The following is a 22,255-nucleotide window of genomic DNA, read 5'->3' on the forward strand; positions in this document are numbered from 1 at the left end:
GCATCCATAAAATAATCCCACAAAGCCATCCATACCACTGGCGCGGCACCACAGAAGATGGAAATGGTTAGGCGCTTATCTTCATTCGTGAAGTTATTTCCAGGGTGGCGGCTCGATAATATGCTGGCTGATATAAGGGGAGTCAGACGTAGTCTCTATGTAAAAAGCGCAATCTCCCTCTCCTTCATCACGCTTGTGAGACTCAGGGGTTCGTGTAATGAAACCCTATCATCCCCAAAAATCTAACGGACCGGATGACCCGCATAAATACAGCCAACTTCCTGATCATTCCGGTGATTCTCTATAGCATCTATTATTTCAGACATGCTCATAAAGCAGCGCGCCCTCAATGAATCCGGGCGCGCTGTTGTGACTTAGAAGCGTGCTACAAAAAACTCGCGGTTCGACGGGACGAACTTCTGTGTGCGCTGCACATTATCCGCGTCGATAATCCGGAGCGTGTAGCTGACTGTTGTCAGTGTGCTGATCGTATTAAACTGAGCGACGCCGAATTCATCGAATTGTGCCGTGATTACAGTGCCGGAGCTCCGGGTCAGTGTAGCCGTCCAGCCCTGTGTTTCGTAAGGGACATTGTTATTGTTCACGGCAAGCACGATGAAATTATTAAGCACCTGTCTGATCCGCCGTCTCTTGGGTCTTACTACCGCCGCTGCTCTTGCTTTTTTAGCCATCAGTTGACGTTTTGCCAGCAATGCCTTCTTCTCTGATTCTTTCATTTACTTCACCACTTTCTACTTGGAATACAGTAGTAAATGCAAGAGAAGGATCAGACGAAACGCGCTATTGCCTGTTATTTACATAAATGTATCGCTGTACTCATTCATGGTTTCGTACCCACGAGGCAGCTGGCCGCATACACTGCTTCATAGAGGTGATTACATTATGAAGAGTGAACCATCATGGGTCAGGCGTCATGCTGCCAAGCTCAACCGTCCCCTGAAGCATAAGATCCGCAGAGCCTATTCCACCGCTGCCTCAACTGCTGCTATTCCGGTGATCATACAGTTCAGACAACCGGTTACTCATGCGGGACTCCGCGAACTAAGGAAGCATCTGGGACGGCATGTCTTCCCGGTCAAGCATCATCTGCGGCTGCACCAGGCCGTGGCTTCACAGGTATCCCTGAAATGTCTGGAGCATGTATGCCGCTGGAATGGAGTCCATAAAGTCTATCTGGACGGCATTAAGAAGGCTACGCTCAACATTGCAACTCCATCCATAGGCGCTACAGCGGTTAAACGCTCAAGAGGGCTTACCGGCAAAGGCATCAACATCGCTGTGCTCGATACCGGAGTCTATCCGCATCCCGATCTGACCCGGCCGGTGAACCGCATTCTGGCGTTCAAGGACTATATCAATCACCGGAAATGCCCGTATGATGACAACGGACACGGCACGCATATCACCGGGGATGCCGCCGGTAACGGCTGGTCCAGCCGGGGCAAGTACCGGGGACCTGCGCCGGAAGCGGGAATTGTCGGGATCAAGGTGCTCGATAAGTATGGGGACGGCTATGACTCCACCATTATCAAGGCCATTGAATACTGCATCACCCACCGTAAAAAGCTGAAGCTGCGTATCCTGTCCATGTCCTTCGGCGGACCGGTGGCCCCGCATATCAAGGATGACCTTCTCGTCCAGGCCGTTGAAAAAGCCGTCAAAGCCGGCCTCACCGTAGTCATCGCCGCCGGTAATGCCGGCCCCAGGCACCGGACCATTGAATCCCCCGGGATCAGCCCCTCCGCAATCACCGTCGGAGCCGTCAATGACCGGCGGACGCTGACGCAGAAGGATGACCGGATCGCCGTCTATTCCAGCCGCGGGCCCGCTCCCGGCGGCAGGGTGAAGCCGGATCTGGTCGCCCCCGGCGATTCAGTGATCTCGCTGCGCGCCCCCGGCTCCCAGCTTGTCCGTGAATTGCCGCGCAATAAGGTCGGCAAGCGGTATTTCAAGCTGTCTGGCACCAGCATCTCCACGCCCATCGTGTCCGGTGCCGCCGCGCAGCTGCTACAGCTCCGTCCTTGCCTTACACCGCGCCAGGTGAAGCTCCTGCTGAAGCGGAATGCCTTCCCTCTCCGCCTGAAGCCGAATACCGCCGGCAGCGGGGAGATCGACGTACGGTTCCTGAAGCGGCGCTGCCCGCCCAAGAAACCCCACAAGTGAGACTTTAGCTTCGAAGGATATTCAGCTACTTTGCGGAGACCCCAAAATAACCGGCACGGTAACCGCTCCTTATCCGACGGGGAGCGGTTACTCCTCAGCCAGCTGCGGCCATAGCTGGCGCGCCCAAGCTAAGAGCAGCTCGTCTTCTCCATATTTTCCTATGCACTGGAAGCCGAGCGGCATGCCTTCAAGCGTTGCCGCAGGCAGACTGACCGTGGGCACTCCCGCGAAGCCCCAGACCGCAGGCATCCCTGCCCAGCCCGTATTCCGCTCCTCGATCTTCGGTGCAGTCCCCCCTTGGGCCGGAGAGACCCACAGGTCGATTCCCTCCTGCTCCATAAGCTCCATCAGCTCACGCCGCAGCTCCCGTTGCCGGGCGCGGTACTGCTCCAGCTCCTCCTCGGGAATCTGCTGTCCTCTGAGGATCGCTTCCTGCACGGGAACGCCGTATTCTACTCTATGCTCTGCGAATCTATGTTCATGCTCCCGTGCCAGCTCCCCCTCAATGAAGCGCAGCATGGCATTTCCGTAGATAAGTTCATCCTCCCACGGCATTTGGACATAATGGACTTCATATCCAAGCTGTTCAAGCCCTGAGATCTGAGCCTGGAACACCCCTTTGACTTCCGCACTCATCAGCTCCATATAGACTCCCTTAGGGATACCCAGAACCGGCTTGCGGGAGACTTCGGCGGGACGGGTCTGCCAATTTGGGACAAGCAAGGCTGCCGCAGCCTCCATGTCAGGCAAGTTCTGCGTGAAGAACCCTACCGTGTCAAAAGACGGCGAGAACAGCAGCACCCCATCCAGTGGAACCCGGCCATAGCTGGGCTTGAACCCGACCACTCCGCAAAAGGACGCCGGAGCGATCACCGAACGCAGCGTCTGTGTGCCCACAGCCAGCGGACAGAGCCCCGCAGCCACCGCTGCGGCGGAGCCTGCACTGGAACCGCCGGGAGTATGCGCGGTGTTATGCGGATTACGCGTAGCAATCGGCCCGTTGTAGGCAAATTCCTCGGTCACCGTCTTGCCTCCAATCACGGCCCCGAGGGCACGCAGCTTAGTGACCAGAGACCCCTGGGGACCGGTTAACAATTCAGCGGATAGCTGTGATCCCGCCCTGGTCGGCAAGCCGTCTACATGCAGCAGGTCCTTAATGGCTACAGGAATGCCGAAGAGGCCTGGTTTTCGTTCTTCTGCGCTGTACATCCTTTGCAGCAAAGCTTTTTCCGAATCCAGACGCCCTTCAACCTGGTCCTCAGGAACAAACGCATGGATATGCGGCTCAAGCTGTCTGTAACGCTTAAGGTACGGGTCAAGCACAGTTCCGGGTGAATATCCGGGTTCGTGAATACGGCTCATCATTTCTGTCAGGGATACCTTGTGAAGCAGCATTAGATCATCTCCATGGAATATTATGTATAGCATTTGGCTTATTACGGTCCAGCCTGCAAAAGGTAACAGAAATCCCTAAGTTTTCATATTCTCATGCTCAAAAAGCCACCCGGCCTGCTTCCCCTCCAAGATGGCTTTCATGCTCCCTAGCTCCAGCGCTTCCTAAAGCTCTTCGTCTCCTTGATCCCCGCCCTGCTTATACTCATTCAGCTTCCGATTAAGCTGCCTGGCTTCTCGTCTCCCGTCGATATGCATCATCGCGTACACCATACTTTTGACCACCAGAATGACAATGACGAACGGCACCAGCACTCCCTTATCCATCAGCGGGCCGTCCGCGAACAGCCACAGCCAGAGAATCACCAGCAGATCAGCGAGAATGAAGCAGAGATAGAAGCTGACCGTCTGCACTCTGGGATCTACCTCATACGTATTCACCAGCGCATACCGGAAGCAGGTAAAGGCCGCCGCCCCCAGGAACAGCTGCACCAGCAGCGAGCCCCGGATCATCTCCGTAGCATTCAGAGCCAGCACAACCGCCGCAAGCACCATCAGCCCCCCGCAAGCCACCAGCAGATCCTTCACGAACAAAGACACATACTTTCTGGTTGTAATCATGAGCTTCCCTCCTATTTGAGTCTTGACCGCATAGCTATAACCCTAACTTCCGTTTGAGTACCGGGACATATTGTCGGGAGATGCAGACCCTCTCACCGTTGTGCAGCAGCGCCTCATATCTTCCGTAGAGCACCGGGCGGAGCGACTCAATCTTGGCCACATTCAGGATACTGGATTTGGAGGCCCTGAAAAAATCACCAGACTCATACTCCGTCTCCAGCTCATACAGCTTCAGCCTCGACTCATACACCTTCTCCTGGCAGTAGATGAACACCTTATGATCTACCGCCTCGAAGTAATAGACGTCACGCGGATGGATGATGTGCATCTGTAGCCCGGTCATACCAATCAGCTTCTTTACGCCTGCGTTCACCGAGTAGATCAGCGCCAGCAAGCCTTCATCCGGGTCATTGCACCTGAGAATAATTTCAGGCTCACCGCCCTCCGGAACCTGCTCAATCGTGATTTTCACCGCCACCGCCTCCTGCCTTCTCTCCCTACAGCTACAGTATATTTTTGTAAAAAGACTTATACAATAGCCTTTGCGCAAGCTGCACTCTAGCGGGTTCAAGCTGCAGGTTTGGGAGGTGCAACCTGGTCCAACCAAGTCCAATTCCTTCGTTGGCTCTTCTGCAATATAAGGTAACGGTTATAATGTGAAGCACGGTATAATAACCCGTATAGGTCGTGAAGAACACGCCGCCTCATTAGAACGTTTATCTGGTGCTGACTCTGGATACGTTGTATCGGGGCGGCTTTTCTTGTGTTCGGCTTCGGGTTCACTGCGGGTTCACGGCCAATCTACTGTAAAGGGGAAGCTTCATTGTCGAGATTCGAGCAGCAATAGCGGATTGTCATCCGCCAAAAGTCACTATGGCGCTGTAAATCCACAATAGCGGAATCTCAGTCCGCAGCCGCTTTGAACACTTGGCCATAGCAGTTTAGCCGATGCCCTTGATCACACGCTGTATTTTTGCCGATGCACACTTGACCATATACTGCATCCGCCCCGCCCTTTTCCGGTCAGATCAGCCCCGCCTCCCCAAGCCTGAAAAACCCGCAGATCAGCTCTGCGGGTTCTTGGAATATACAATTTTACGGATGCTGTCGATAGATAACCCGTATTGCTCGCACAATTGGTCCAACTCTGCACCTTCTTGGAAGCGGCTACGGATCTCAGCATTGCGGACTTTATAGTAATCGGCTGCCCCTGAGCTTTCGCCCCATTTTCTGCGCTTGCTCTTGCAGGTCGGGATATACAGGGCTTCCCCTTGAATATATTGCTGAATCTCCTTCAGCAGGTGGTCTGGCAACAGCTTTGCTGCATTTACACATTGCATATCTGGCTCGCTCCTTAAAATATATTAATCTTTTAAGGGCAAAGCCTGTGTAAATAACTGTATCACTTAAAACATACTTCAGGCGAATACATCCGCTCCATGCCAAGCTTTCGCCTTAGTTATTCCACAGGCTTTGCATGGAGCGTGCCGTTCACATACTGACTCATCCGAAACATGGCCATCACCTCCCGGGATTCAATAATTGGTGCAGATTAACTCTATCTTAAAATAATTTCCATACCGGTTCAACAACGGATGTGCGCGGTACCAGGAGTATAGCGTTTAGCTATAATCAAATATTACCGGAAGAACATTAGTTTTTTGCGCGCGCCGATTATATAATAGAATTTATATGGTAAAGAAAGGATGCGATGCAGCAAATGAAATTCTCAGAATATGTATACAAACGCCCGGATGTGGAGCAATTCAAGCAAGAGTTCACCACTCTGCTGAAGGACCTGGAGACAGGCAATCTGGAGGAGCAAAAGGCTGCCGTGGCAGCCATCAATAAGCTGCGCAGCCGCTTCGATACGATGGAGACCCTCGTGAGTGTCCGCCACTCCATCAATACGGAGGATGCATTCTACAAGGCAGAGCAGGATTATATGGACGAGACCGGACCGGTGATCCAGGAGTACATCACGGATTATTACAGAGCCCTTGTCAACTCCAAGTACAGAGCCGAGTTCGAGCAGGAATGGGGAACACAGCTCCTAAGCCTGGCCGAGATCTCACTGCGTACCTTCAGCCCTGAAGTCATTGAAGATCTGCAGCTGGAGAATAAGCTGTCTTCCGAATATTCCCAATTGATCGCGTCCGCCAAAATCATGTTCCAGGGCGAAGAACGCACCCTGGCACAGCTGATTCCGTTCGATTCTTCCACGGACCGTGAAGTCCGCAAAGGTGTGTTCGAGGCCCGTAATGCCTTCATGGCAGAGCATGAACCCGAATTCGACCGGATCTATGACGAGCTGGTGAAGGTCCGGGCAGGAATTGCTGCCAAGCTGGGCTACAAGAGCTTCGTGGAGCTCGGGTATGACCGGATGGGACGTACCGATTACAATGCTGAGATGGTGGCGGGCTTCCGCAAGCAGGTGCATGAGCATATCGTGCCGGTTGCGGGGAAGCTGAAGCAGCGTCAGCGCGAACGCCTTCAGCTGGACGGCCTGAAATTTTATGATGAAGGCATTAAATTTAATTCCGGCAACGCTACCCCTAAGGGAGACCCGGACTGGATCGTGGCGAATGGTGCTAAGATGTATCAGGAGATGTCCCCGCAGACGGGTGAATTCTTCACCTTCATGCAGGAGAACGGGCTGATGGATCTGGTCAGCAAAAAAGGCAAGGAATTCGGCGGCTACTGCACCTTCTTCAGCGACTACCGTGCTCCGTTTATTTTCTCCAATTTCAATGGAACCGCCGGGGATATCGATGTGCTGACCCATGAGGTAGGGCATGCGTTCCAGGTGTATTCCAGCCGGAATATGGAGGTCCCTGAATATGCGTTCCCGACCTCTGAAGCCGCTGAGATTCATTCGATGAGTATGGAGTTCTTCGCCTGGCCATGGATGGATCTGTTCTTCAAGGAGGAGGCGGACAAGTACCGCTTCAACCATCTGGCGGACAGTCTGGAGTTCATTCCTTACGGCGTATCAGTCGATGAATTCCAGCATTTTGTGTACGAGCATCCGGAAGCTACGCCGCAGCAGCGCAAACAGGCTTGGCGGGACATTGAACGGAAATACCTGCCGCACCGTGATTATGACGGCAATGCTTATCTGGAACAAGGCGGCTTCTGGCACAAGCAGGCCCATATCTTCCGCTCCCCGTTCTACTATATCGACTATACCCTGGCCCAGCTCTGCGCCTTCCAGTTCTGGAAACGCTCGAACGAGGACTTCACCTCGGCCTGGCCGGATTATCTGAAGCTCTGCCAGGCCGGAGGCAGCCGCTCCTTCACGGAGCTGGTGAAGCTTGCCGGATTAACCTCCCCGTTCGAGGATGGCTGCATCGGCTCCGTGATCGGTGAGATTGAGGGCTGGCTGAACAGCATAGATGATAAGGCGCTGTAGGCCCCTGGGAGTAGTCCAGCATTCACTTCATGCTTCCGGTAACAGGATTTGCGACTAGGCTGCGACTTGCTAAGTGTAGTTTGTACAACTAAAGCGAGCTTCATTTGAGCTACGGAAGCCTTAGTTGTATTCTCTGCACTTATAAATTCAGTTTTATTGAAAAATGTAGCTCAGCCATGTTTTTAGTTGTACAGACTGCAGCTATCCCTGCAAATCCGCCTTTTCTCCGGTTTTTAACTGTTCCAAATACAACTAAATTCTTTTCGCACCAAGCCCTAATGTCTGATCGGGGCTTGTTTGCGTGCTGCTGGCTAACCGCTTACTTCTTCTTCCCTTTCTCTGCGGCCTGCTGCTGATTCTCCTCCACTCTGAATTTGACGATTCTGGTAATGAGATCGTATGGGAGCGGCTCCTTGATGGGGAACTGTACCGACCCTTTAGCCCCTTTATACTGCGCCAGCTCCTCCTTGAAGGCTTCGATCCCGCTGGGTGCCGGATAGAAACCGATGTGCGTCTTGTAGGCGGCAAAATGCACCAGATTCTTATGCAGGAACCAGGTCGGCATCTGGTAGCTGATCTTCTCCACTGCCTCCGGCGCAGCTTCCGAAATAACCTTACGCAAGCTCTGCAGAAGCTCCTGAACCTCCGGCGCAAAGTCCGCAATATACTGGTCAACCGATTCATAGGTTACTTTACTCTTGTCCACTTCGGCTTCATCTCCCTTGGGCTGGTTCATAGGCGTAGTTAGCTAAGCCCAACTTATATGTAGCACACAGCTTTTCAAAATTCAAATTGTAATGCGTAAGCGTCATGATTCCTTCGTCCTCCCGGCATAGAACCTCAAATATTCGTCCATATGGCTCTTCCAATAGTCCCCGTCATGCTGCCCTGCTCTGAGATGATATTCCACCGGCACGCCCTTCCCCTTAAGCAGAGTATACAGCCGCTCCGTGCCTTCATAGAACCGGTAGCTGTCCTCCGCCCCGCAGTCCAGGTAGATACTCAAGTTCGATAAGTCTCTGTTCTGCGCCAAAAGAAGCGGATCACGCTCCTGCCGCAGCGCCTCCGTCGGATAGAGAAACTGGACCAGACCGTTCTCGCCTCCGGCAAGAGACCAGTCATCCAGGAACAGCGCCGGGCTATGCCCGCCAACCCTGCTGTAGACATCACTATGCAAGAACGCCGAATGCAGACCGATAAAACCGCCCATCGAGATGCCGCCAATATAGCGGGAACCGCGCTCAGCCAGAGTGTTGAAATGCGTATCTGTATACTTCACAACATCTTCGACCAAATAATCCTCATACCGTTCACCGCTTGGCGATGCGGGATTACCCGGATTAGCTACAGCATTCAGCCCATAGCTGTTGTCCATCTGTGGAGCGACGATAATGAGCGGCTCGATCTGACCAGCCTCAATCAGTCGTTCTGCATTCTGCTGAATATCCAGCCCGCCCCACATATCTGTTTCTTTGCTGCCATAGCCATGGATGAAATAGAGCACCGGATAACGCTTAGACGCATTGTACCCTGTAGGAAGATAGACACTGAGCCGCATCTCCCGGTCCAGGGCCTTACTGTGAAAAACCAGATTCTGAACGCCTGGGCTTTGCAGCGGTACCGTCCCAACCTTGTCTGCCGCCTCTTCAGGCGCTTTGCCTGAGTTCTGTGAACAACCTCCCAGCACTATACACAGTATGATAAGAAACAGATACAGCCTGAAGCCTTGAGAACCCCTCATACCGACCGCCTCCCCTTCTCCGCCACAATCGTAGCGCTTACAATTAACAGTAACACACATCTGGATATTTATAGTAGTACAATTATGCCGCTTGGCTGTTCCCTCCTACTGGTTGGCCTAACTTATATATGTTTTAATAAAAATCAATCGTTTTTGCGGTCTGCTCCGTCTTACTTATGAAAACATATTTCGAGGACGACTTCTTCCATAGACCAACACACAAGGAAGAGGGGATGGTGAATGGGGGGAAGACAATGAACAAAGCCAATACAGCAGATCTGGCGCTGATGGATGAAGAGATGTTCTATGAGCGGCTGGCAAGTGAGCACCGCAAACTGTATGCGCTCGCGTACAGCTATCTGCGCTCAGAAGCAGATGCCCTGGAAGCGGTGCAAGAAGCCTCGTGCCGGGCCTGGATGAAGCGCAAACAGCTCAAGAATGAGCAGGCCTTCACACCATGGCTGCTCCGGATTACCATCAACTGCTGCATGGATGAGCTAAGGCGTAAAAAACGTGTGGTGCTGACAGAGAAGCTGGAGGAGGAGCCCCAGGAGATGAGGAGCAGCGACCGTCTCGATCTGGAGCGGGCCATGAGCCGGCTAAAGCCGAAATACCGGCATGCAGTGATGCTCAAATATTACCAGGATATGACGACCGGCGAGATTGCCAAGGTACTGAATAAGCCCGAAGGCACGATCAAAACCTGGATGCGTCAAGGACTCATGCAGTTGCGGAAATATCTGTGAGTAAACAGGAGGTGACAGAAATGTTAGAAAAAGAAGAGCGTGTCCTGAAACAGGACGCCCAGGAGGTCCAGCTTCATGCAGAGGAGATTCAGGAAATGAAAATTTATAAAGCCATGCGCAGTGGAATGGCGCAAGGGAACAAACGCAGCAAACGGCGTTTCTATTCCTATGGGGCCGGCGCCGTATTAGCTGCGGCCGCAGTCATTTTTGTGATTGTCTCATCCTTCGGCTTGCCAGCCGGAGGTACGGACGGTTCCGTCCTCGGCGGTTCAGTGCAGACGGCCAGCACCACAAGCTGGAATGATTTTGCAGACTATCGCAAACAGCCATTAACAAACCGGCTGGTTGGCGGCATCCTGGAACGAAATCTGGTAAAGCCGGTGCGTCAAAGCGCAACAAACAATGGATACCGCATGGATGTGGATGGCGCTGTCACGGATGGCCGTAAAGTGTATATCCTCTTCAATGTACACAACGGTACGGATAAAGAAGTTACTCCTGCGGATACGAAAATTCAATTCGGTGATTATGAGGTTCCATATCCGCATCGGGGCGCAGCCCTGGAGTTAGTATACAGTGGCGAATCCAGAATTCAGCCCGGTGAAGACAAGCGTTTTATTTATTCCACTAACTATCCGGCTGCCATCACTGATTCCAAGGAGGTGAAGTTCACTCTAATTCTCACCGGAACATCCGACCAGGCGCTCACTTCCAGCAGCAACAAGTACCGGACCAGCCTGGAGGTATCGTTTGAGCTTGACCCGGACGGATTCAAAGACCAGGTGCGCACACTCCCTGTGAATCGCACGCTTACAGTGGACGGTCAACAGATCAAAGTACGCCAAGTACAGTATACTCCGTTCAATACTTATGTCGATCTGGAGTATGACAAGGCGAACACCAAACAGATTTTCAGCCTGCTGAATCCTGTTCTGATTACAACAACCGGGAGTCAATCCGAGAAATTGGTTTATCCGGGCAGAATCACGGCCGATAATTCTGAAGTGCACAAAGACCACTCGCAGGCAACGCTTGTATTCAAGCATACCGGGCTTAACCAGCCGGACTCTGCCACGCTGAAGATTGCCGGCATCTCGGCTCTGGAGCCGGACCGTATGAAATTTGTGGTCGATCTGAACAAACAACAAGTGATTGAAGCACCGACCAACGATTGGGAAATAGTCACCTCCAAACAAGAGCATAATGCAACAGCAGAAGAGATTCTGCTCCGGCGCAAAGTGACCGAACTGTTTTATTATACTGATTCGCAAGGGGCAGTACAGGCGGAATACATCGGCGTAGGACTGGCCGACAAATTCACCGATGCGGACGGCCAGGTGCATGATAGAACCAATCGGGAAACGCCACTTGTCAATTTTGGCGGCACCTCGATCTCTAGAGATGGTACGGGAACCGGTGAGATGAGTTTATCTTTTGACAGTCAAGCTGCAGATTACCCGCAGCCGCTTACCCTACCGGTAACGCGAGTTTGGAATCCAATTATGGAGACGCAAAGTATCGAGCTGTTCTCAAAGAAATAGAATACAGCAAGAAGCCCCGCCCAGCCGACAGGCTTGCGGGGCTTCTCCTTTTCTTAAGCGCTGCTTCGCCAGCTCACTCCCTAATTAATTTTGATGAACTGCCACTTTTGCGCATCGGTACCGTTGTCCGTCCATTGCTGCACGACCGCACCGTCTGCTGTCGAGGAATTCGATACATCCATCGCCAGCCCGCTGGCCTTGGAGATCACTTTGTAATACCCGCCGCCGACATCGACGATCTTCCACCGCTGGGCGTTGCTGCCGTTGTCATTCGCCTGCTGGAGCTGGACTCCGCTGGCCGTGGAAGCGTTCGGCACATCGAGCAATTTTCCGCTATGCATCGCCGTAAGCTTGTAGAAGCCGTCTCCCGTGCTCTCCACTCTGAATTGCTGATTGGCGGCGGTGTAATTGGTCCACTGATGCATTTTGGCACCGTCTGCTGTAGAGACATCTGTCACATCCAGCACCTTGCCGCTCGCCTTGTTCATCAAAGTGTAGATCCCGCCGCTGACAATGCCGCTTGTAGGAGCGCCCTCCTGGTACACCCGCACATAATCCACGAGCATCTGTGCCGGGAAGCTGGTGGACGCATTCGGAGCGCCCGGCCAGTTGCCGCCCACCGCGAGGTTCAAGAGCAGGAAGAACGGTTTCTGGAATTCCTCTGTATTGCCGGTTCCGTTCTCAATATAGAATTCATTGAACTGGTTGCCGTCCACGAACCATCTGATGTACTTCGAATCCCATTCCACACTGTATATATGGTATTGGGAGAAGTCCAGATTACCGGATACCCTTCCGAATTCGGCGTGGCCGCCTGCATCCCAGTGTACCGTGCCGTTAACGGCAGCGTTATTGTTTACCCGCTCCATAATATCGATCTCACCGCAGGCCGGCCAGCCGGGCGGGGTGTTGATATTGGAGCCGAGCATCCAGAACGCAGGCCATAAGCCTTGGCCGGACGGCAGCTTGATTCTGGCTTCGATTTTGCCGTATGTGAAATTCTTAAGCCCCTGCGTCTTGATCCGCGCCGAGGTATAGTTCATGCCTTCATAGGATTCTTTCTGCGCAGTAATAACCAGATTGCCGCCGGTCACCTTCAGATTCTGTGAACGGTTGGTATAGTATTGCAATTCATTGTTGCCCCAGCCTCCGGTGCCTGTGCCAATCTCGGCTGTCCAGTTCCCCGTATTGAGGGAAGATCCGTCGAACTCGTCGCTCCAGGCCAGATTCCAGGTTGCTGCGCTTGCGCTCCCTGCAGGGACCAGTGCGATTAATAATGTGAACAGCATGAACAAGCTTAAGACTTTACCTCTTTTAAACATCTTCGTCCTCCTCTTTTGCATTTCGAAGTTGCCCTACTTATTTCAATGCACGCGTACGTTCGCGCAGTTGAAACCTTACCCAACCGGTTTCGGACATGAATATGGCAGCGCCTTCTTCTGCTACATCCCATATATATCGCTTTTGCTTCCCGGAAGAACCAGAAATTTGACAATTCAGCGAACCTGAGGGAAAGTGAAGGACTGTCCTTTCGGAAGACACCAGTAGAGCGGCAGGTTTACATTATACATTTAGCCCCCGTTCCTTCCCGCTAGCGATTGTGTTCAGTTTTTCGCATACATTCGGCCGGATTATCTCCACGCTATCGCATTGCTGTGCTACGTTGTCACCCCCGGCGCAGCAAAAAACCGCGCTCCAACAGAGGCGGTTCATGCTTTTACAAAGATAATGCCGTTGTACTACTCGAGTCCGTGCTCTTCGCGGATCTTATACATCCCTTGCACGAGCAGCTCCGAAGGATCACGGTTAAGCTGCAGATGCGTCAGCAGCAGATGGAGCGGGATCGCGCATACGTTATTTCCGTCTGTGATGGCAGGGAAGCCTGCTTCAAAGACCGGTCCATGCTCCTCGTTCCAGGCCAGTCCGGCATGCACCTGCTCCGGTGCGAACTCCTCCGTTACAGCGGCGATACACATCGGCACCAGCACGTTATCGACAGCAGCCTTGGCTTCCTCTTCACTGGCGAGCGGCTTAGGCATGGAGTTGCCTCCCTTGGTCTTCATCAGCTCGTGGAAGAAGGACGCCATCCAGATCTCCGGACTGTTGCCGGACTGGAACCGGGCAGCCAGCTCACGAAGGAAGAAGCCGCAGTAATAATCAGCGTTATCTTTATCCTTCACACGGAATACAAATACCGGGCCGTAGTTGTCCAGGTTCAGCACCTGTCCTTCCACATCGCTGAAGCTCATTTTGAGCGCTACAATGCCGTTATGAAAAACAGCCTTGAGCAGCTCATTCCAGTTCTCTTCGGTCATGGCCTTCTCGGCAGCTTCCGCTTCACCGTTCACCGGCTCATTCGTGGTCTCATTGGTTGTTTCGTTTGTCATAGTTAAATTCACCCCACTGTCTATCATACCATCCTATTGAACAAGGTAACATACCATATCTCTCAGGCGCAAATGGAAAGCTCTGCCGGACCCGGATGTATGTCCTTATGCGCAAGTGCTATACTAGACAGGGTACAGTTACGATCTCATCTTGCAGAAGGGAATGACACTAACCATGAATACCGAACAATTGGACCGGATTCACACTGGCCTAGGCTTTATAGCTGCTCTGGACCAGAGCGGAGGAAGCACCCCCAAAGCGCTGCTGCAATACGGTATTAAGGAAGACCGTTATTCAGGGGACGAAGAGATGTACACCATGGTTCACAGCATGAGAACACGCATTATTCAGAGCCCCGCCTTTACAGGCGAGCATATTCTCGGTGCAATTCTGTTCGAGAACACGATGGACCGCTTCATTGACGGGCAATATACCGCCGATTACCTGTGGGAGCAGAAGGGCATCGTGCCTTTTCTCAAAATAGACCAGGGACTGGCCGCTCCTGAGCACGGAGTCCAGCTTATGAAGCCTATTCCCGCCCTCGACGATCTGCTGAAGCGGGCTGTCAGCAAGCATATCTTCGGCACCAAAATGCGCTCCGTGATCCATGAGGCGAACCCGGAGGGTATCCGGCAGGCTGTTCAGCAGCAGTTCGGGCTGGCCCGGCAGATCGCCGCCTTCGGACTCGTTCCGATTATTGAACCTGAAGTAGATATCCTCAGCAAGGACAAGCAGGAATCAGAGCAATTGCTGAAACGGGAACTGGCCGCAAGCTTGTCTGAACTGCCAGATGGCGTGAAGGTCATGCTCAAGCTGTCGATCCCGACAGAGGATAATCTATACAGTGAGCTCGCTGCAGATCCCCATGTAGTTCGGATCGTAGCCCTCTCAGGAGGGTATACCCAGGCAGAAGCCAACGGGAAGCTGGCCCGCCAGCATGGAGTGATTGCCAGCTTCTCCCGCGCCTTATCCCAGGGGCTCAGCGATCAGCAGACGGAAGAGGAATTTAACAGCACCCTCGCTGCGTCAATCCAGGCCATCTATGAGGCTTCGATTACTTAAGTCCTCTAGCTCTCCGTCTGTTCGTTGGTTTCTTAGGTTGGCAGACTTAAGCCCCCGAGCCATTAGGCCCGGGGGCTGTTAGCCGTTGCCTAAGCCCGTAGCATCATCAGACTTGCTTAAGCCGCTTAATTCCCTCCCGCACCCTGGGAGCTACCTCTGTCCCGAAGAGACGGATGGCCTGCATCACCTGGGCATGCGGCATGGAGCCGTGCGGGACATGCAGCAGGAAGCGGGTGATCCCTACATGCTCGTAGAGGTGGATGATTTTGCGGGCAACCGTGTCCGGGTCGCCCACATATAGAGCACCGTCAAAGCTGCGGGCGGCATCATAATCCGCACGGTGATACGGCGGGAGCCCTTTCTCCACCGCCCGGACATTCGTCCGTGCATGGGTAGACGGGAAGAAGCCCTCTACCGCAAGCTCATCCGTCTCCGCAACATAACCATGAGAATGTGAAGCAATCGGAAGCTTCGACACATCATGGCCTGCCTTGGCTGCTGCCTCCTTGTAGAGCCGTACATGCATGGCATAATCGGAGGGGTTCACATTGCCGATAATCGCCAGGGCAAAGGGCAGACCCAGGGTACCCGCACGGACCGCAGACTCCGGAGTTCCCGCACTCGCAATCCATACGGGCAGCGGATTTTGCTCCGGGCGCGGATAGATCTCCAGATTCGTTATAGCCGGACGGTGCTTGCCGCTCCAGCTCACCTTGCCGGGTTCCCTTAGCTTGAGCAGCAGGTCCAGCTTCTCGTCAAACAGCTCTTCGTAGTCCTTCAGATCATAGCCGAACAGAGGAAACGACTCGGTGAACGAGCCCCGGCCCACCATGATCTCGGCACGGCCGCCCGATATCCCGTCCAGTGTTGCGAAATCCTGAAATACCCGCACCGGATCGGCTGAGGACAGAATCATGACCGCACTGGTCAGACGGATCCGGGTCGTCAGCGGTACAGCCGCCGCCATCAGCACAGCAGGCGATGAAGCTGCAAAATCAGGCCGGTGATGCTCACCCACGCCGTATACATCCAGTCCCACCTGATCCGCGAGCACGATCTCCTCCACCACTTCGCGCAGCCGCTCCGCATGGCTTAGAGTCACTCCGGTATTCACATCAGGCGTTGTCTCGACAAAGGTGCTTATTCCAAGTTCCACGTCTTGTTCCTCCTAGAAGTCAGTAATCTTTATATTCTAAAACTAAATAGTCAAATATTCAAAGAAAACTTCTACCCGCAGCAAAAGGGTGCCCCAGCTGTGTCAACAGCCCGTGAGGCACCCTATCGTGTGTTAGCAGGCTAATCGAAGCCGCTCCCGCTTATTTCACCAGCTCCTCCAGGCTGCCAAAGGCACCGGAAGCCGATTTCAGCTTGGATTCGCCTCCGACTACACAGAAGTAATTCTGCTGCGTTACCGCCTCAAGCAGACTGGCATAGCTCCTGATATCCGCGGCTGTGGCCGACAGGATTTCGTTACGCTCCTGCTGAAGGTCTTCCGCCGTAATCTGCTCGAAGTAATGCCGGTCCGCCTGACGGCCTTGCGCGCCGGGACTCAGCGGCTGGTCCAGCATGGCCAGGGTCCCGATAATTGCCCTCTCCATCTCCGCTTCATCTGCCGAATATTCTCCGGCAAACTGAGCGGCCCGGTCATAGACCTCCAGCGTCTCCAGCAGGTTCGGATCGCGGTAGGAGGTGAACAGGATCACCCCGTCGCGGCGCAGGAGCAGATTGCCGCCATACGCACCGCCCTTGACCCGGACGGTATTCCACAGGTAGGTCAGGCTGAGGATCTTCTTAAGCACCTGCAGCTTGCCGGAATAGGCGAAGCCCAGCTTCTTGTAGTCATAGCCTTTGACTACATATTGCACCTGGCTTGCGGACATGAAGCCTTCGTTAACCGCTTGGCCCTGTGCAGACAAGAGCGGCTGGGACTCCACCGCCAGTCTCTGCAGGTCCAGCTCCTGCACATGTGCGGCGAATTCCGCATACGAATCCGCCGTACCGGTGATGGAGAGCGTCAGATTTTGCGTATTGAACAACACCCCGCAGATTTCCTTCAACGTATCCGCAAGCCCCTCCGCCTGCTGGTCAATGGTGCGGGCCAGCTCCTTGATGAAGCGGTAATACGCCACACCGCCAAGCTGCTCCTCGTACATCCCCCGATCCGAGAAATAGGACAGCACGCGGCTGGCTGCAATCTCATTGCCTTTCTGGGTCAGCATCGCCTCCATCCCGGAGGCCTCCCGGCGCACAATCTCCTGCAGCTTGGACAGGTTATCCAGATTGCTGCCGTAGAGCAGCTCATGCAGCAGCTTCAGGGAACCGCCGATGTTGCCCTGCATGACCTTAATCCGGGCGCTGAATTTGGCCTGATAGCTGCCCTCCGAAGCCTTCCCGGCTCCGAACACCTCGTTCTGAAAACGGATGCCCCCGGTCGAAATCCCGATCTCACTCGTCAGCTCCTCAATACTGTAAGCTTCCGTCTCCAGCTGTCCAAGCACTCTCGCCAGCAGCTCAAGATAGGGAATCTGCTGCGCTGCAAGCATGCTGGTATCCCAGTACAGCTTGATATAGGCAATTGCACCGGCAGCCACTTCATGATGCAGTACCTTTATCCCATCCAGCGTATACTCCACTGTGTGTACCCCCGCCGGGGCGATAGGGTTAATATCCTGCAAGGTCAGCTTCGGCAGCTTCTCCAGTTCTTCAGCGGGATCAGGAGTGTTCTGACGGGCCAGCAGCTTCTGCGTGCTAAGCACCAGCTCTTCCAGCTGTGCCGGGGCCAAAGACGCTTTGTATGACGCCAGACGGCTGCGGACTGCCGCATCCTTTTCCCCCGCCAGAGTCTGAGAAGGCTGGAGGACAACGACACTGCAGTGGTTACTGTTCAGCAGATAGGTCTCAATCAGCCGCTCGAAATAGCGGCCCGAGCATTGTTCACGGATCGCCGTAAGCGCGGCTTCGTACTCCAGATACGTGGACGGCAAGCCGTCATACAGCCAGGCCTTCATCACTTCCATATTGTAGGTAAGACCCTTCGGATATTGGGTGAAGTCGGCTTCCCGAAGTTCAAATTCCTTGCTGTTCACCGCAGCCAGCACCAGCTTCTCATCCAGACCGTCTGCTGCAAGGCGGCTTAAAGTGGTTCTGACGAGATTCACGAATTCTTCCTTGGCCTCAGGGTTGGAATGTGTCAAGGCAATACCCAGCATAGGCTGAACCATACTATCCGAATAAAAGGAAACCACATCCTTGCCCAGACCGCTCTCCAGCAGCGCCTGCTTCAGCGGGGCCGCGTTGCTGTCCATCAGCATGCTTTTCAGAATGGCAAAAGCCAGATTCAGCTCCCGGTCGAGAGAGGTCCCTATTACATAATTCAAGCTCAAGTATGTCTTGTCCGCAGCCGTTTCCGTCTCCAGAATGGGATACTCCGCCGTAAGCTGGGTAATGCCGACCGGGGCCTGTAGCGGAATGGAAGTGTCCATTGTCTTGCGGGTATAGCGGCTGAGATATTCCTCATGGATAAACTTCAGCCGTGCTTCGATATTCAAATCGCCATAGAGATAGAAATAACTGTTCGACGGATGATAATAATTCCGGTGCGCCTCCAGAAACTGCTCATAGGTCAAGGCAGGGATATGCTGCGGATCACCACCGGAAGAGTGACGGTAGATCGTACCCGGATAGAGGGATTTTTTGATGCGGTCAATCAGCACTGTCACCGGCGAGGAATACGAGCCCTTCATCTCATTGTAGACAACGCCCTTGTAGATCAGCTCATCCCCGGAATGCGGCAGCTCATAGTGCCAGCCCTCCTGCTCGAAGATCTCCGGCTGACTGTAAATGTTCGGCTGAAAGACACTGTCCAGATAGACCTCCATCAGATTGGCAAAATCCTGATCATTCTGGCTGGCTACCGGATACATCGTTTTGTCGCTAAAGGTAAAAGCATTCAGGAACGTCTTCATCGAGCCCTTCAGCAGCTCCACGAACGGTTCCTTCACCGGGAATTTGTCCGAGCCGCACAGAACCGAATGCTCCAGAATGTGAAACACTCCCGTGCTGTCCGCAGGCGGAGTCCGGAACGTTACACTGAACACCTTATTGTCATCCTGATTCTGTACATAGAGCAGCCGCGCGCCGCTCTGCTGATGCTCCAGCGTGTATACGGAGGATTCGATTTCCCGTATGTACTCCTTGCGTATCACTTGAAACCCGGAATAGACCTCACCTGCTATTAAGCTGCTCATATAATTCCCCTCCTTAGTTCAGGGCCGCCCTGATTCCATGAGCTTATCATATCCGGGGTTTCCGGCTCAACCGCTCAACGGCCTGCTGCTCATCCGCTACAAAAAATATATCCTTCCCCTGATTGCATTCATAAATGAAATCACGCAGACTGCTGCTGGTATAGCTGCTGAAATCCCCCACCACGGCTACCTTCACCTGATAGTTAATGAACTTCTGCAGAATCTCACCGGCCAGCCGAGTCTTGAGGTCGAAGAACTCCTCGCTCAGCAGCGCCTTATGGATCACGATCCGGTCACATTCCGTCTCATAGCGTACCGTCGCCATCAGATCCAGTGCACTCTGGACATCCCCCACCACAGCCTCGTTGCCGCTTACTACAGCGATGATTGTGCCGCCAGCTTCTATAGTAGTTATGTTCATTGCTATAACCTCCTGATCGAATATGTTAAAATATGCGGATAGCTAATATTAGCAGCAATTGAATTGTACAGTAAAGGATGGATCATGATGGAGCTGACGATGAATTGGATTACACTCAGGGTACGCAATCTGGAGGCTTCCCTTGATTTCTATCACCGAATTCTAGGGCTTCCGCTGGAGCGCAGATTCGAGAGCAGAGGGAAGCAGATCGTCATGCTGGGGATAGAGGGACAGCCGAAGCTTGAACTCATAGAGGGTAGTGACCCGCCGTTGAAGCCGGAATGCGGAGTATCTGTAGGGTTCGAGGTTGGGTCGCTGGACGAGGCTATGGCGGAGCTTAGTAAGGAAGGAATTCCGGTAGCCCGAGGCCCTATCGCGCCGAATCCCAGCCTGCGCTTCTTCTATATCCTGGACCCCGACGGCTTCGAGGTACAGCTTGCGGAGCATCTGTAGAGTGTGAGCCTACCTGCGGAATTTGCGGATGCATAATGTATCCGCTTTTTCGATTACATTAGGCCCACGCGCTTACACACGACCCAATGTAATCGGTTTTTCGATTACATTAAGCCCACGCGCTTACACACGACCTAATGTAATCGGTTTTTCGATTACATTAAGCCCACGCGCCTACACACGACCCAACGTAATCGGTTTTTCGATTACATTTTCGCCACGTGCCATCCCCGGTCCCAATGTGTTCGGTTTACCGCACACATCTCTCAAGACAGCAAAAAAACGGCATTTCTGCCGTTTCTTAAGGGATGGACTCTCAGGGGCTCGAACCCTGGACAAATAGATTAAGAGTCTACTGCTCTACCAACTGAGCTAAGAGTCCGTATGGTGTCTATGTATGATTCTCTAGACGATAATCTCTAAGCTGACTGCGTCCGCTCAAAAGTACTTTCATAGTATACTTTTTTGAACGGGCGCTTGTCAACTGTTTTGTTCAAATTATCTCACACCTGGCTATGGACTGCTGTCTACACGCGCTTCTTCCGCATCATCACCACATACACCGGGAGTCCCGCAAGCGTGATGCCAATCCCTATAAGGGAACGCTGCGGGTCACTGATAATTGTACTGGCCAGGATATAGAGGCCCCCTACTACGCCAAGAACCGGGGTGAACGGATAGAGCGGCACGCGATAGCGGCCTTGTACGGGCGGCAGCTTCCTGCGCAGGAGGAACACGCCGAACACGCCCATGGTGAAGAAGATCCAGAGCACGAACACGAGCAGATCAGTAAGCGTATTGAAGGTTCCTGAGAAGATGTAGACCACCGCCAGCACACTCTGAAAAACAAGCGCATTCGCCGGTGTCTGAAACTTCGGATGAATGCTGCTCAGCACCCTGGAGAACGGAAGCTGTCCCCGCTCCCCCATCGCCTGCGGCACCCGCGCTGCGGTCATCAGATAACCGTTCAGCGCCCCCAGCACAGAGACGATAATGCCTGCCGTAATGAAGGCTCCGCCGCCGCTCCCGAACAAGGCCTCAGCCGCATCGGCTCCGGGGGTCTGGGATGACACAATCTGGTCATAGGGCAGCGCCTGGAACACCGCTATATTGAACAGCACATATACGGCGATGACAAAAATAACACCGATCGAAATGACTTTGGGCAGCGTCCTGGCCGGGTCCTTGATCTCTCCCGCCATATTGGTCACGCTGATCCAGCCGTCATAAGCCCAGAGTGTTCCAAGCACCGCAGCCCCGAAGCCTGCACCCGCAGCCGCTGTACTGATGCCGCTGAAGCCCGGAGCCAAATCCGAGAACAGCCCGACGCCCACAATGCCCGCTACCGGAATCAGCTTCCCAACCGTGGCCACCGTCTGAATGATCCCGCCGAACTTCGTCGCGATGACATTCATCAGCAGGATGAAGCCCAGAATCCCGACAGCCACCAGCTTCTGCTGCCATGCGTTCAACGGCATGAAGTAACCAGAGTAGGTTGCAAAAGCAATCGCCAGCGCAGCCACCGAAGCCGGATATGAGATCACGGCCTGCACCCAGCCCAGCAGATAGCCGGCTACTCCGCCGTACAACTCGGTTAGATACGTATAGAGTCCCCCCGACTTCGGAATGGCCGCTGCAATCTCCGCCACACTCAGCGCGGAAGCCAGCGTAATGATCCCTCCTGCCAGCCAGGCCAGAATACTCATCCACGGGGTTCCTGCGTCACTCAATACAATCCCAGGCTTCAAAAAAATCCCCGATCCGATAATCATCCCGACCACCAGAGCCAGGGCTTGCATAAAGGTGATACTTTGGGTTAACGGTTTCGATTTCATAATTTCTTTCCTTGTCCTTCCATTCTGTGTGAGTGATAGTCCTCCGTAGTAAATTCTCTGTTCTTGCACTCCGCCCCTCTTTTTGGATCAGGATAAATTGGTTATAAATCAAACTTGCCATTGAACCATCCATGATCTGGAATATATACTATTTGGGAGCGCTATCACGGACTCTTCTTCATCTTGGCGCTACTACCCTTCGAGGAGGCATA

The 22,255-nt window shown here is 53.4% G+C and carries 19 protein-coding genes and 1 tRNA gene; 6 read left to right on the top strand and 14 right to left on the bottom strand.

Translation table 11 applies throughout. The features are described from left to right. Positions 1-374: 374 nt before the first annotated feature. Positions 375-737: a hypothetical protein gene (locus NSU18_RS09215; RefSeq protein WP_051478024.1), complete on the bottom strand. Its 363-nt coding sequence runs from the start codon at positions 735-737 to the stop codon at positions 375-377. A gap of 166 nt (positions 738-903) precedes the next feature. On the opposite strand from NSU18_RS09215, the gene NSU18_RS09220 reads away from it, so the two are divergent. After that, on the top strand, positions 904-2,184 hold the full coding sequence (locus tag NSU18_RS09220; protein ID WP_341020271.1) for a S8 family peptidase: 1,281 nt from the start codon (positions 904-906) through the stop codon (positions 2,182-2,184). A gap of 87 nt (positions 2,185-2,271) precedes the next feature. On the opposite strand, the gene NSU18_RS09225 is transcribed toward NSU18_RS09220, so the two are convergent. The 4 genes from NSU18_RS09225 to NSU18_RS09240 form a co-directional block, all read right to left on the bottom strand. After that, the gene (locus NSU18_RS09225) at positions 2,272-3,579 is read right to left on the bottom strand and encodes an amidase (RefSeq protein ID WP_341020269.1); all 1,308 of its coding nucleotides are present in this window, start codon (positions 3,577-3,579) and stop codon (positions 2,272-2,274) included. A gap of 162 nt (positions 3,580-3,741) precedes the next feature. After that, complete coding sequence (locus NSU18_RS09230) at positions 3,742-4,197, bottom strand: hypothetical protein (protein ID WP_341020268.1); 456 nt, start codon at positions 4,195-4,197, stop codon at positions 3,742-3,744. A 34-nt stretch (positions 4,198-4,231) separates the two neighbouring features. After that, a complete protein-coding gene (locus tag NSU18_RS09235) occupies positions 4,232-4,669 on the bottom strand; it encodes a LytTR family DNA-binding domain-containing protein (RefSeq protein WP_341020267.1) in 438 nt (145 codons plus the stop codon). Between the two features lie 592 nt (positions 4,670-5,261). Continuing rightward, on the bottom strand, positions 5,262-5,537 hold the full coding sequence (locus tag NSU18_RS09240) for a CD3324 family protein (protein ID WP_341020266.1): 276 nt from the start codon (positions 5,535-5,537) through the stop codon (positions 5,262-5,264). A 380-nt stretch (positions 5,538-5,917) separates the two neighbouring features. Here NSU18_RS09240 and NSU18_RS09245 point away from each other — a divergent pair, with 380 nt between their 5' ends. Next, a complete protein-coding gene (locus NSU18_RS09245) occupies positions 5,918-7,609 on the top strand; it encodes a M3 family oligoendopeptidase (protein WP_341020265.1) in 1,692 nt (563 codons plus the stop codon). 319 nt (positions 7,610-7,928) lie between these two features. Here the strand turns inward: NSU18_RS09245 and NSU18_RS09250 are convergent, their stop codons facing one another. After that, positions 7,929-8,345, bottom strand: a complete 417-nt coding sequence (locus NSU18_RS09250) for an iron chaperone (RefSeq protein WP_341020264.1) — start codon at positions 8,343-8,345, stop codon at positions 7,929-7,931. Between the two features lie 72 nt (positions 8,346-8,417). Beyond that, positions 8,418-9,350 carry an alpha/beta hydrolase gene (locus tag NSU18_RS09255; protein WP_341020263.1) on the bottom strand — a complete coding sequence of 311 codons (933 nt, stop codon included), beginning with the start codon at positions 9,348-9,350 and terminating at the stop codon, positions 8,418-8,420. 254 nt (positions 9,351-9,604) lie between these two features. Between NSU18_RS09255 and NSU18_RS09260 the strand changes: the two genes are divergently transcribed. Both NSU18_RS09260 and NSU18_RS09265 read left to right on the top strand, forming a co-directional pair. Beyond that, positions 9,605-10,096: a sigma-70 family RNA polymerase sigma factor gene (locus NSU18_RS09260; protein WP_341020261.1), complete on the top strand. Its 492-nt coding sequence runs from the start codon at positions 9,605-9,607 to the stop codon at positions 10,094-10,096. Between the two features lie 20 nt (positions 10,097-10,116). Then, positions 10,117-11,637 (top strand): DUF4179 domain-containing protein, encoded by a 1,521-nt coding sequence (locus tag NSU18_RS09265; protein WP_341020259.1) that lies wholly within the window; start codon positions 10,117-10,119, stop codon positions 11,635-11,637. Positions 11,638-11,717: 80 nt separating this feature from the next. On the opposite strand, the gene NSU18_RS09270 is transcribed toward NSU18_RS09265, so the two are convergent. After that, positions 11,718-12,959, bottom strand: a complete 1,242-nt coding sequence (locus tag NSU18_RS09270; RefSeq protein WP_341020257.1) for an RICIN domain-containing protein — start codon at positions 12,957-12,959, stop codon at positions 11,718-11,720. Positions 12,960-13,376: 417 nt separating this feature from the next. After that, entirely contained in the window at positions 13,377-14,024 is a 648-nt protein-coding gene (locus NSU18_RS09275; RefSeq protein ID WP_341020255.1) for a hypothetical protein, read from the bottom strand. A gap of 175 nt (positions 14,025-14,199) precedes the next feature. Between NSU18_RS09275 and NSU18_RS09280 the strand changes: the two genes are divergently transcribed. After that, positions 14,200-15,087 (top strand): fructose bisphosphate aldolase, encoded by an 888-nt coding sequence (locus tag NSU18_RS09280; protein ID WP_341020253.1) that lies wholly within the window; start codon positions 14,200-14,202, stop codon positions 15,085-15,087. Positions 15,088-15,193: 106 nt separating this feature from the next. Here NSU18_RS09280 and NSU18_RS09285 read toward each other — a convergent pair whose 3' ends face one another. The 3 genes from NSU18_RS09285 to NSU18_RS09295 form a co-directional block, all read right to left on the bottom strand. Then, positions 15,194-16,243, bottom strand: a complete 1,050-nt coding sequence (locus NSU18_RS09285) for an Atu2307/SP_0267 family LLM class monooxygenase (RefSeq protein ID WP_341020252.1) — start codon at positions 16,241-16,243, stop codon at positions 15,194-15,196. 160 nt (positions 16,244-16,403) lie between these two features. Further along, the gene (locus tag NSU18_RS09290) at positions 16,404-19,334 is read right to left on the bottom strand and encodes an insulinase family protein (protein ID WP_341148840.1); all 2,931 of its coding nucleotides are present in this window, start codon (positions 19,332-19,334) and stop codon (positions 16,404-16,406) included. A 46-nt stretch (positions 19,335-19,380) separates the two neighbouring features. Then, positions 19,381-19,755, bottom strand: a complete 375-nt coding sequence (locus tag NSU18_RS09295; RefSeq protein ID WP_341020249.1) for a DUF4180 domain-containing protein — start codon at positions 19,753-19,755, stop codon at positions 19,381-19,383. 63 nt (positions 19,756-19,818) lie between these two features. On the opposite strand from NSU18_RS09295, the gene NSU18_RS09300 reads away from it, so the two are divergent. Next, the gene (locus tag NSU18_RS09300) at positions 19,819-20,208 is read left to right on the top strand and encodes a VOC family protein (protein WP_341020247.1); all 390 of its coding nucleotides are present in this window, start codon (positions 19,819-19,821) and stop codon (positions 20,206-20,208) included. 309 nt (positions 20,209-20,517) lie between these two features. Here the strand turns inward: NSU18_RS09300 and NSU18_RS09305 are convergent. Both NSU18_RS09305 and NSU18_RS09310 read right to left on the bottom strand, forming a co-directional pair. Then, positions 20,518-20,590 (bottom strand) — tRNA-Lys (locus NSU18_RS09305). 145 nt (positions 20,591-20,735) lie between these two features. Beyond that, entirely contained in the window at positions 20,736-22,043 is a 1,308-nt protein-coding gene (locus NSU18_RS09310) for an APC family permease (RefSeq protein ID WP_341148841.1), read from the bottom strand. Between the last annotated feature and the right edge of the window lie 212 nt (positions 22,044-22,255).

The sequence above is a fragment of the Paenibacillus sp. FSL H8-0048 genome, from assembly GCF_038002825.1.
Taxonomy (GTDB): domain Bacteria; phylum Bacillota; class Bacilli; order Paenibacillales; family Paenibacillaceae; genus Paenibacillus_AQ.

Bases quoted from the DNA above. Each gene is read 5' to 3' on its own strand.
- NSU18_RS09295 (WP_341020249.1), bottom strand. From the start codon at position 19,755: ATGAACATAACTACTATAGAAGCTGGCGGCACAATCATCGCTGTAGTA.
- NSU18_RS09275 (WP_341020255.1), bottom strand. From the start codon at position 14,024: ATGACAAACGAAACAACCAATGAGACCACGAATGAGCCGGTGAACGGT.
- NSU18_RS09265 (WP_341020259.1), top strand. From the start codon at position 10,117: ATGTTAGAAAAAGAAGAGCGTGTCCTGAAACAGGACGCCCAGGAGGTC.
- NSU18_RS09225 (WP_341020269.1), bottom strand. From the start codon at position 3,579: ATGCTGCTTCACAAGGTATCCCTGACAGAAATGATGAGCCGTATTCAC.
- NSU18_RS09245 (WP_341020265.1), top strand. From the start codon at position 5,918: ATGAAATTCTCAGAATATGTATACAAACGCCCGGATGTGGAGCAATTC.
- NSU18_RS09255 (WP_341020263.1), bottom strand. From the start codon at position 9,350: ATGAGGGGTTCTCAAGGCTTCAGGCTGTATCTGTTTCTTATCATACTG.
- NSU18_RS09215 (WP_051478024.1), bottom strand. From the start codon at position 737: ATGAAAGAATCAGAGAAGAAGGCATTGCTGGCAAAACGTCAACTGATG.
- NSU18_RS09280 (WP_341020253.1), top strand. From the start codon at position 14,200: ATGAATACCGAACAATTGGACCGGATTCACACTGGCCTAGGCTTTATA.
- NSU18_RS09230 (WP_341020268.1), bottom strand. From the start codon at position 4,197: ATGATTACAACCAGAAAGTATGTGTCTTTGTTCGTGAAGGATCTGCTG.
- NSU18_RS09290 (WP_341148840.1), bottom strand. From the start codon at position 19,334: ATGAGCAGCTTAATAGCAGGTGAGGTCTATTCCGGGTTTCAAGTGATA.
- NSU18_RS09250 (WP_341020264.1), bottom strand. From the start codon at position 8,345: ATGAACCAGCCCAAGGGAGATGAAGCCGAAGTGGACAAGAGTAAAGTA.
- NSU18_RS09220 (WP_341020271.1), top strand. From the start codon at position 904: ATGAAGAGTGAACCATCATGGGTCAGGCGTCATGCTGCCAAGCTCAAC.
- NSU18_RS09260 (WP_341020261.1), top strand. From the start codon at position 9,605: ATGAACAAAGCCAATACAGCAGATCTGGCGCTGATGGATGAAGAGATG.
- NSU18_RS09240 (WP_341020266.1), bottom strand. From the start codon at position 5,537: ATGCAATGTGTAAATGCAGCAAAGCTGTTGCCAGACCACCTGCTGAAG.
- NSU18_RS09310 (WP_341148841.1), bottom strand. From the start codon at position 22,043: ATGAAATCGAAACCGTTAACCCAAAGTATCACCTTTATGCAAGCCCTG.
- NSU18_RS09270 (WP_341020257.1), bottom strand. From the start codon at position 12,959: ATGTTTAAAAGAGGTAAAGTCTTAAGCTTGTTCATGCTGTTCACATTA.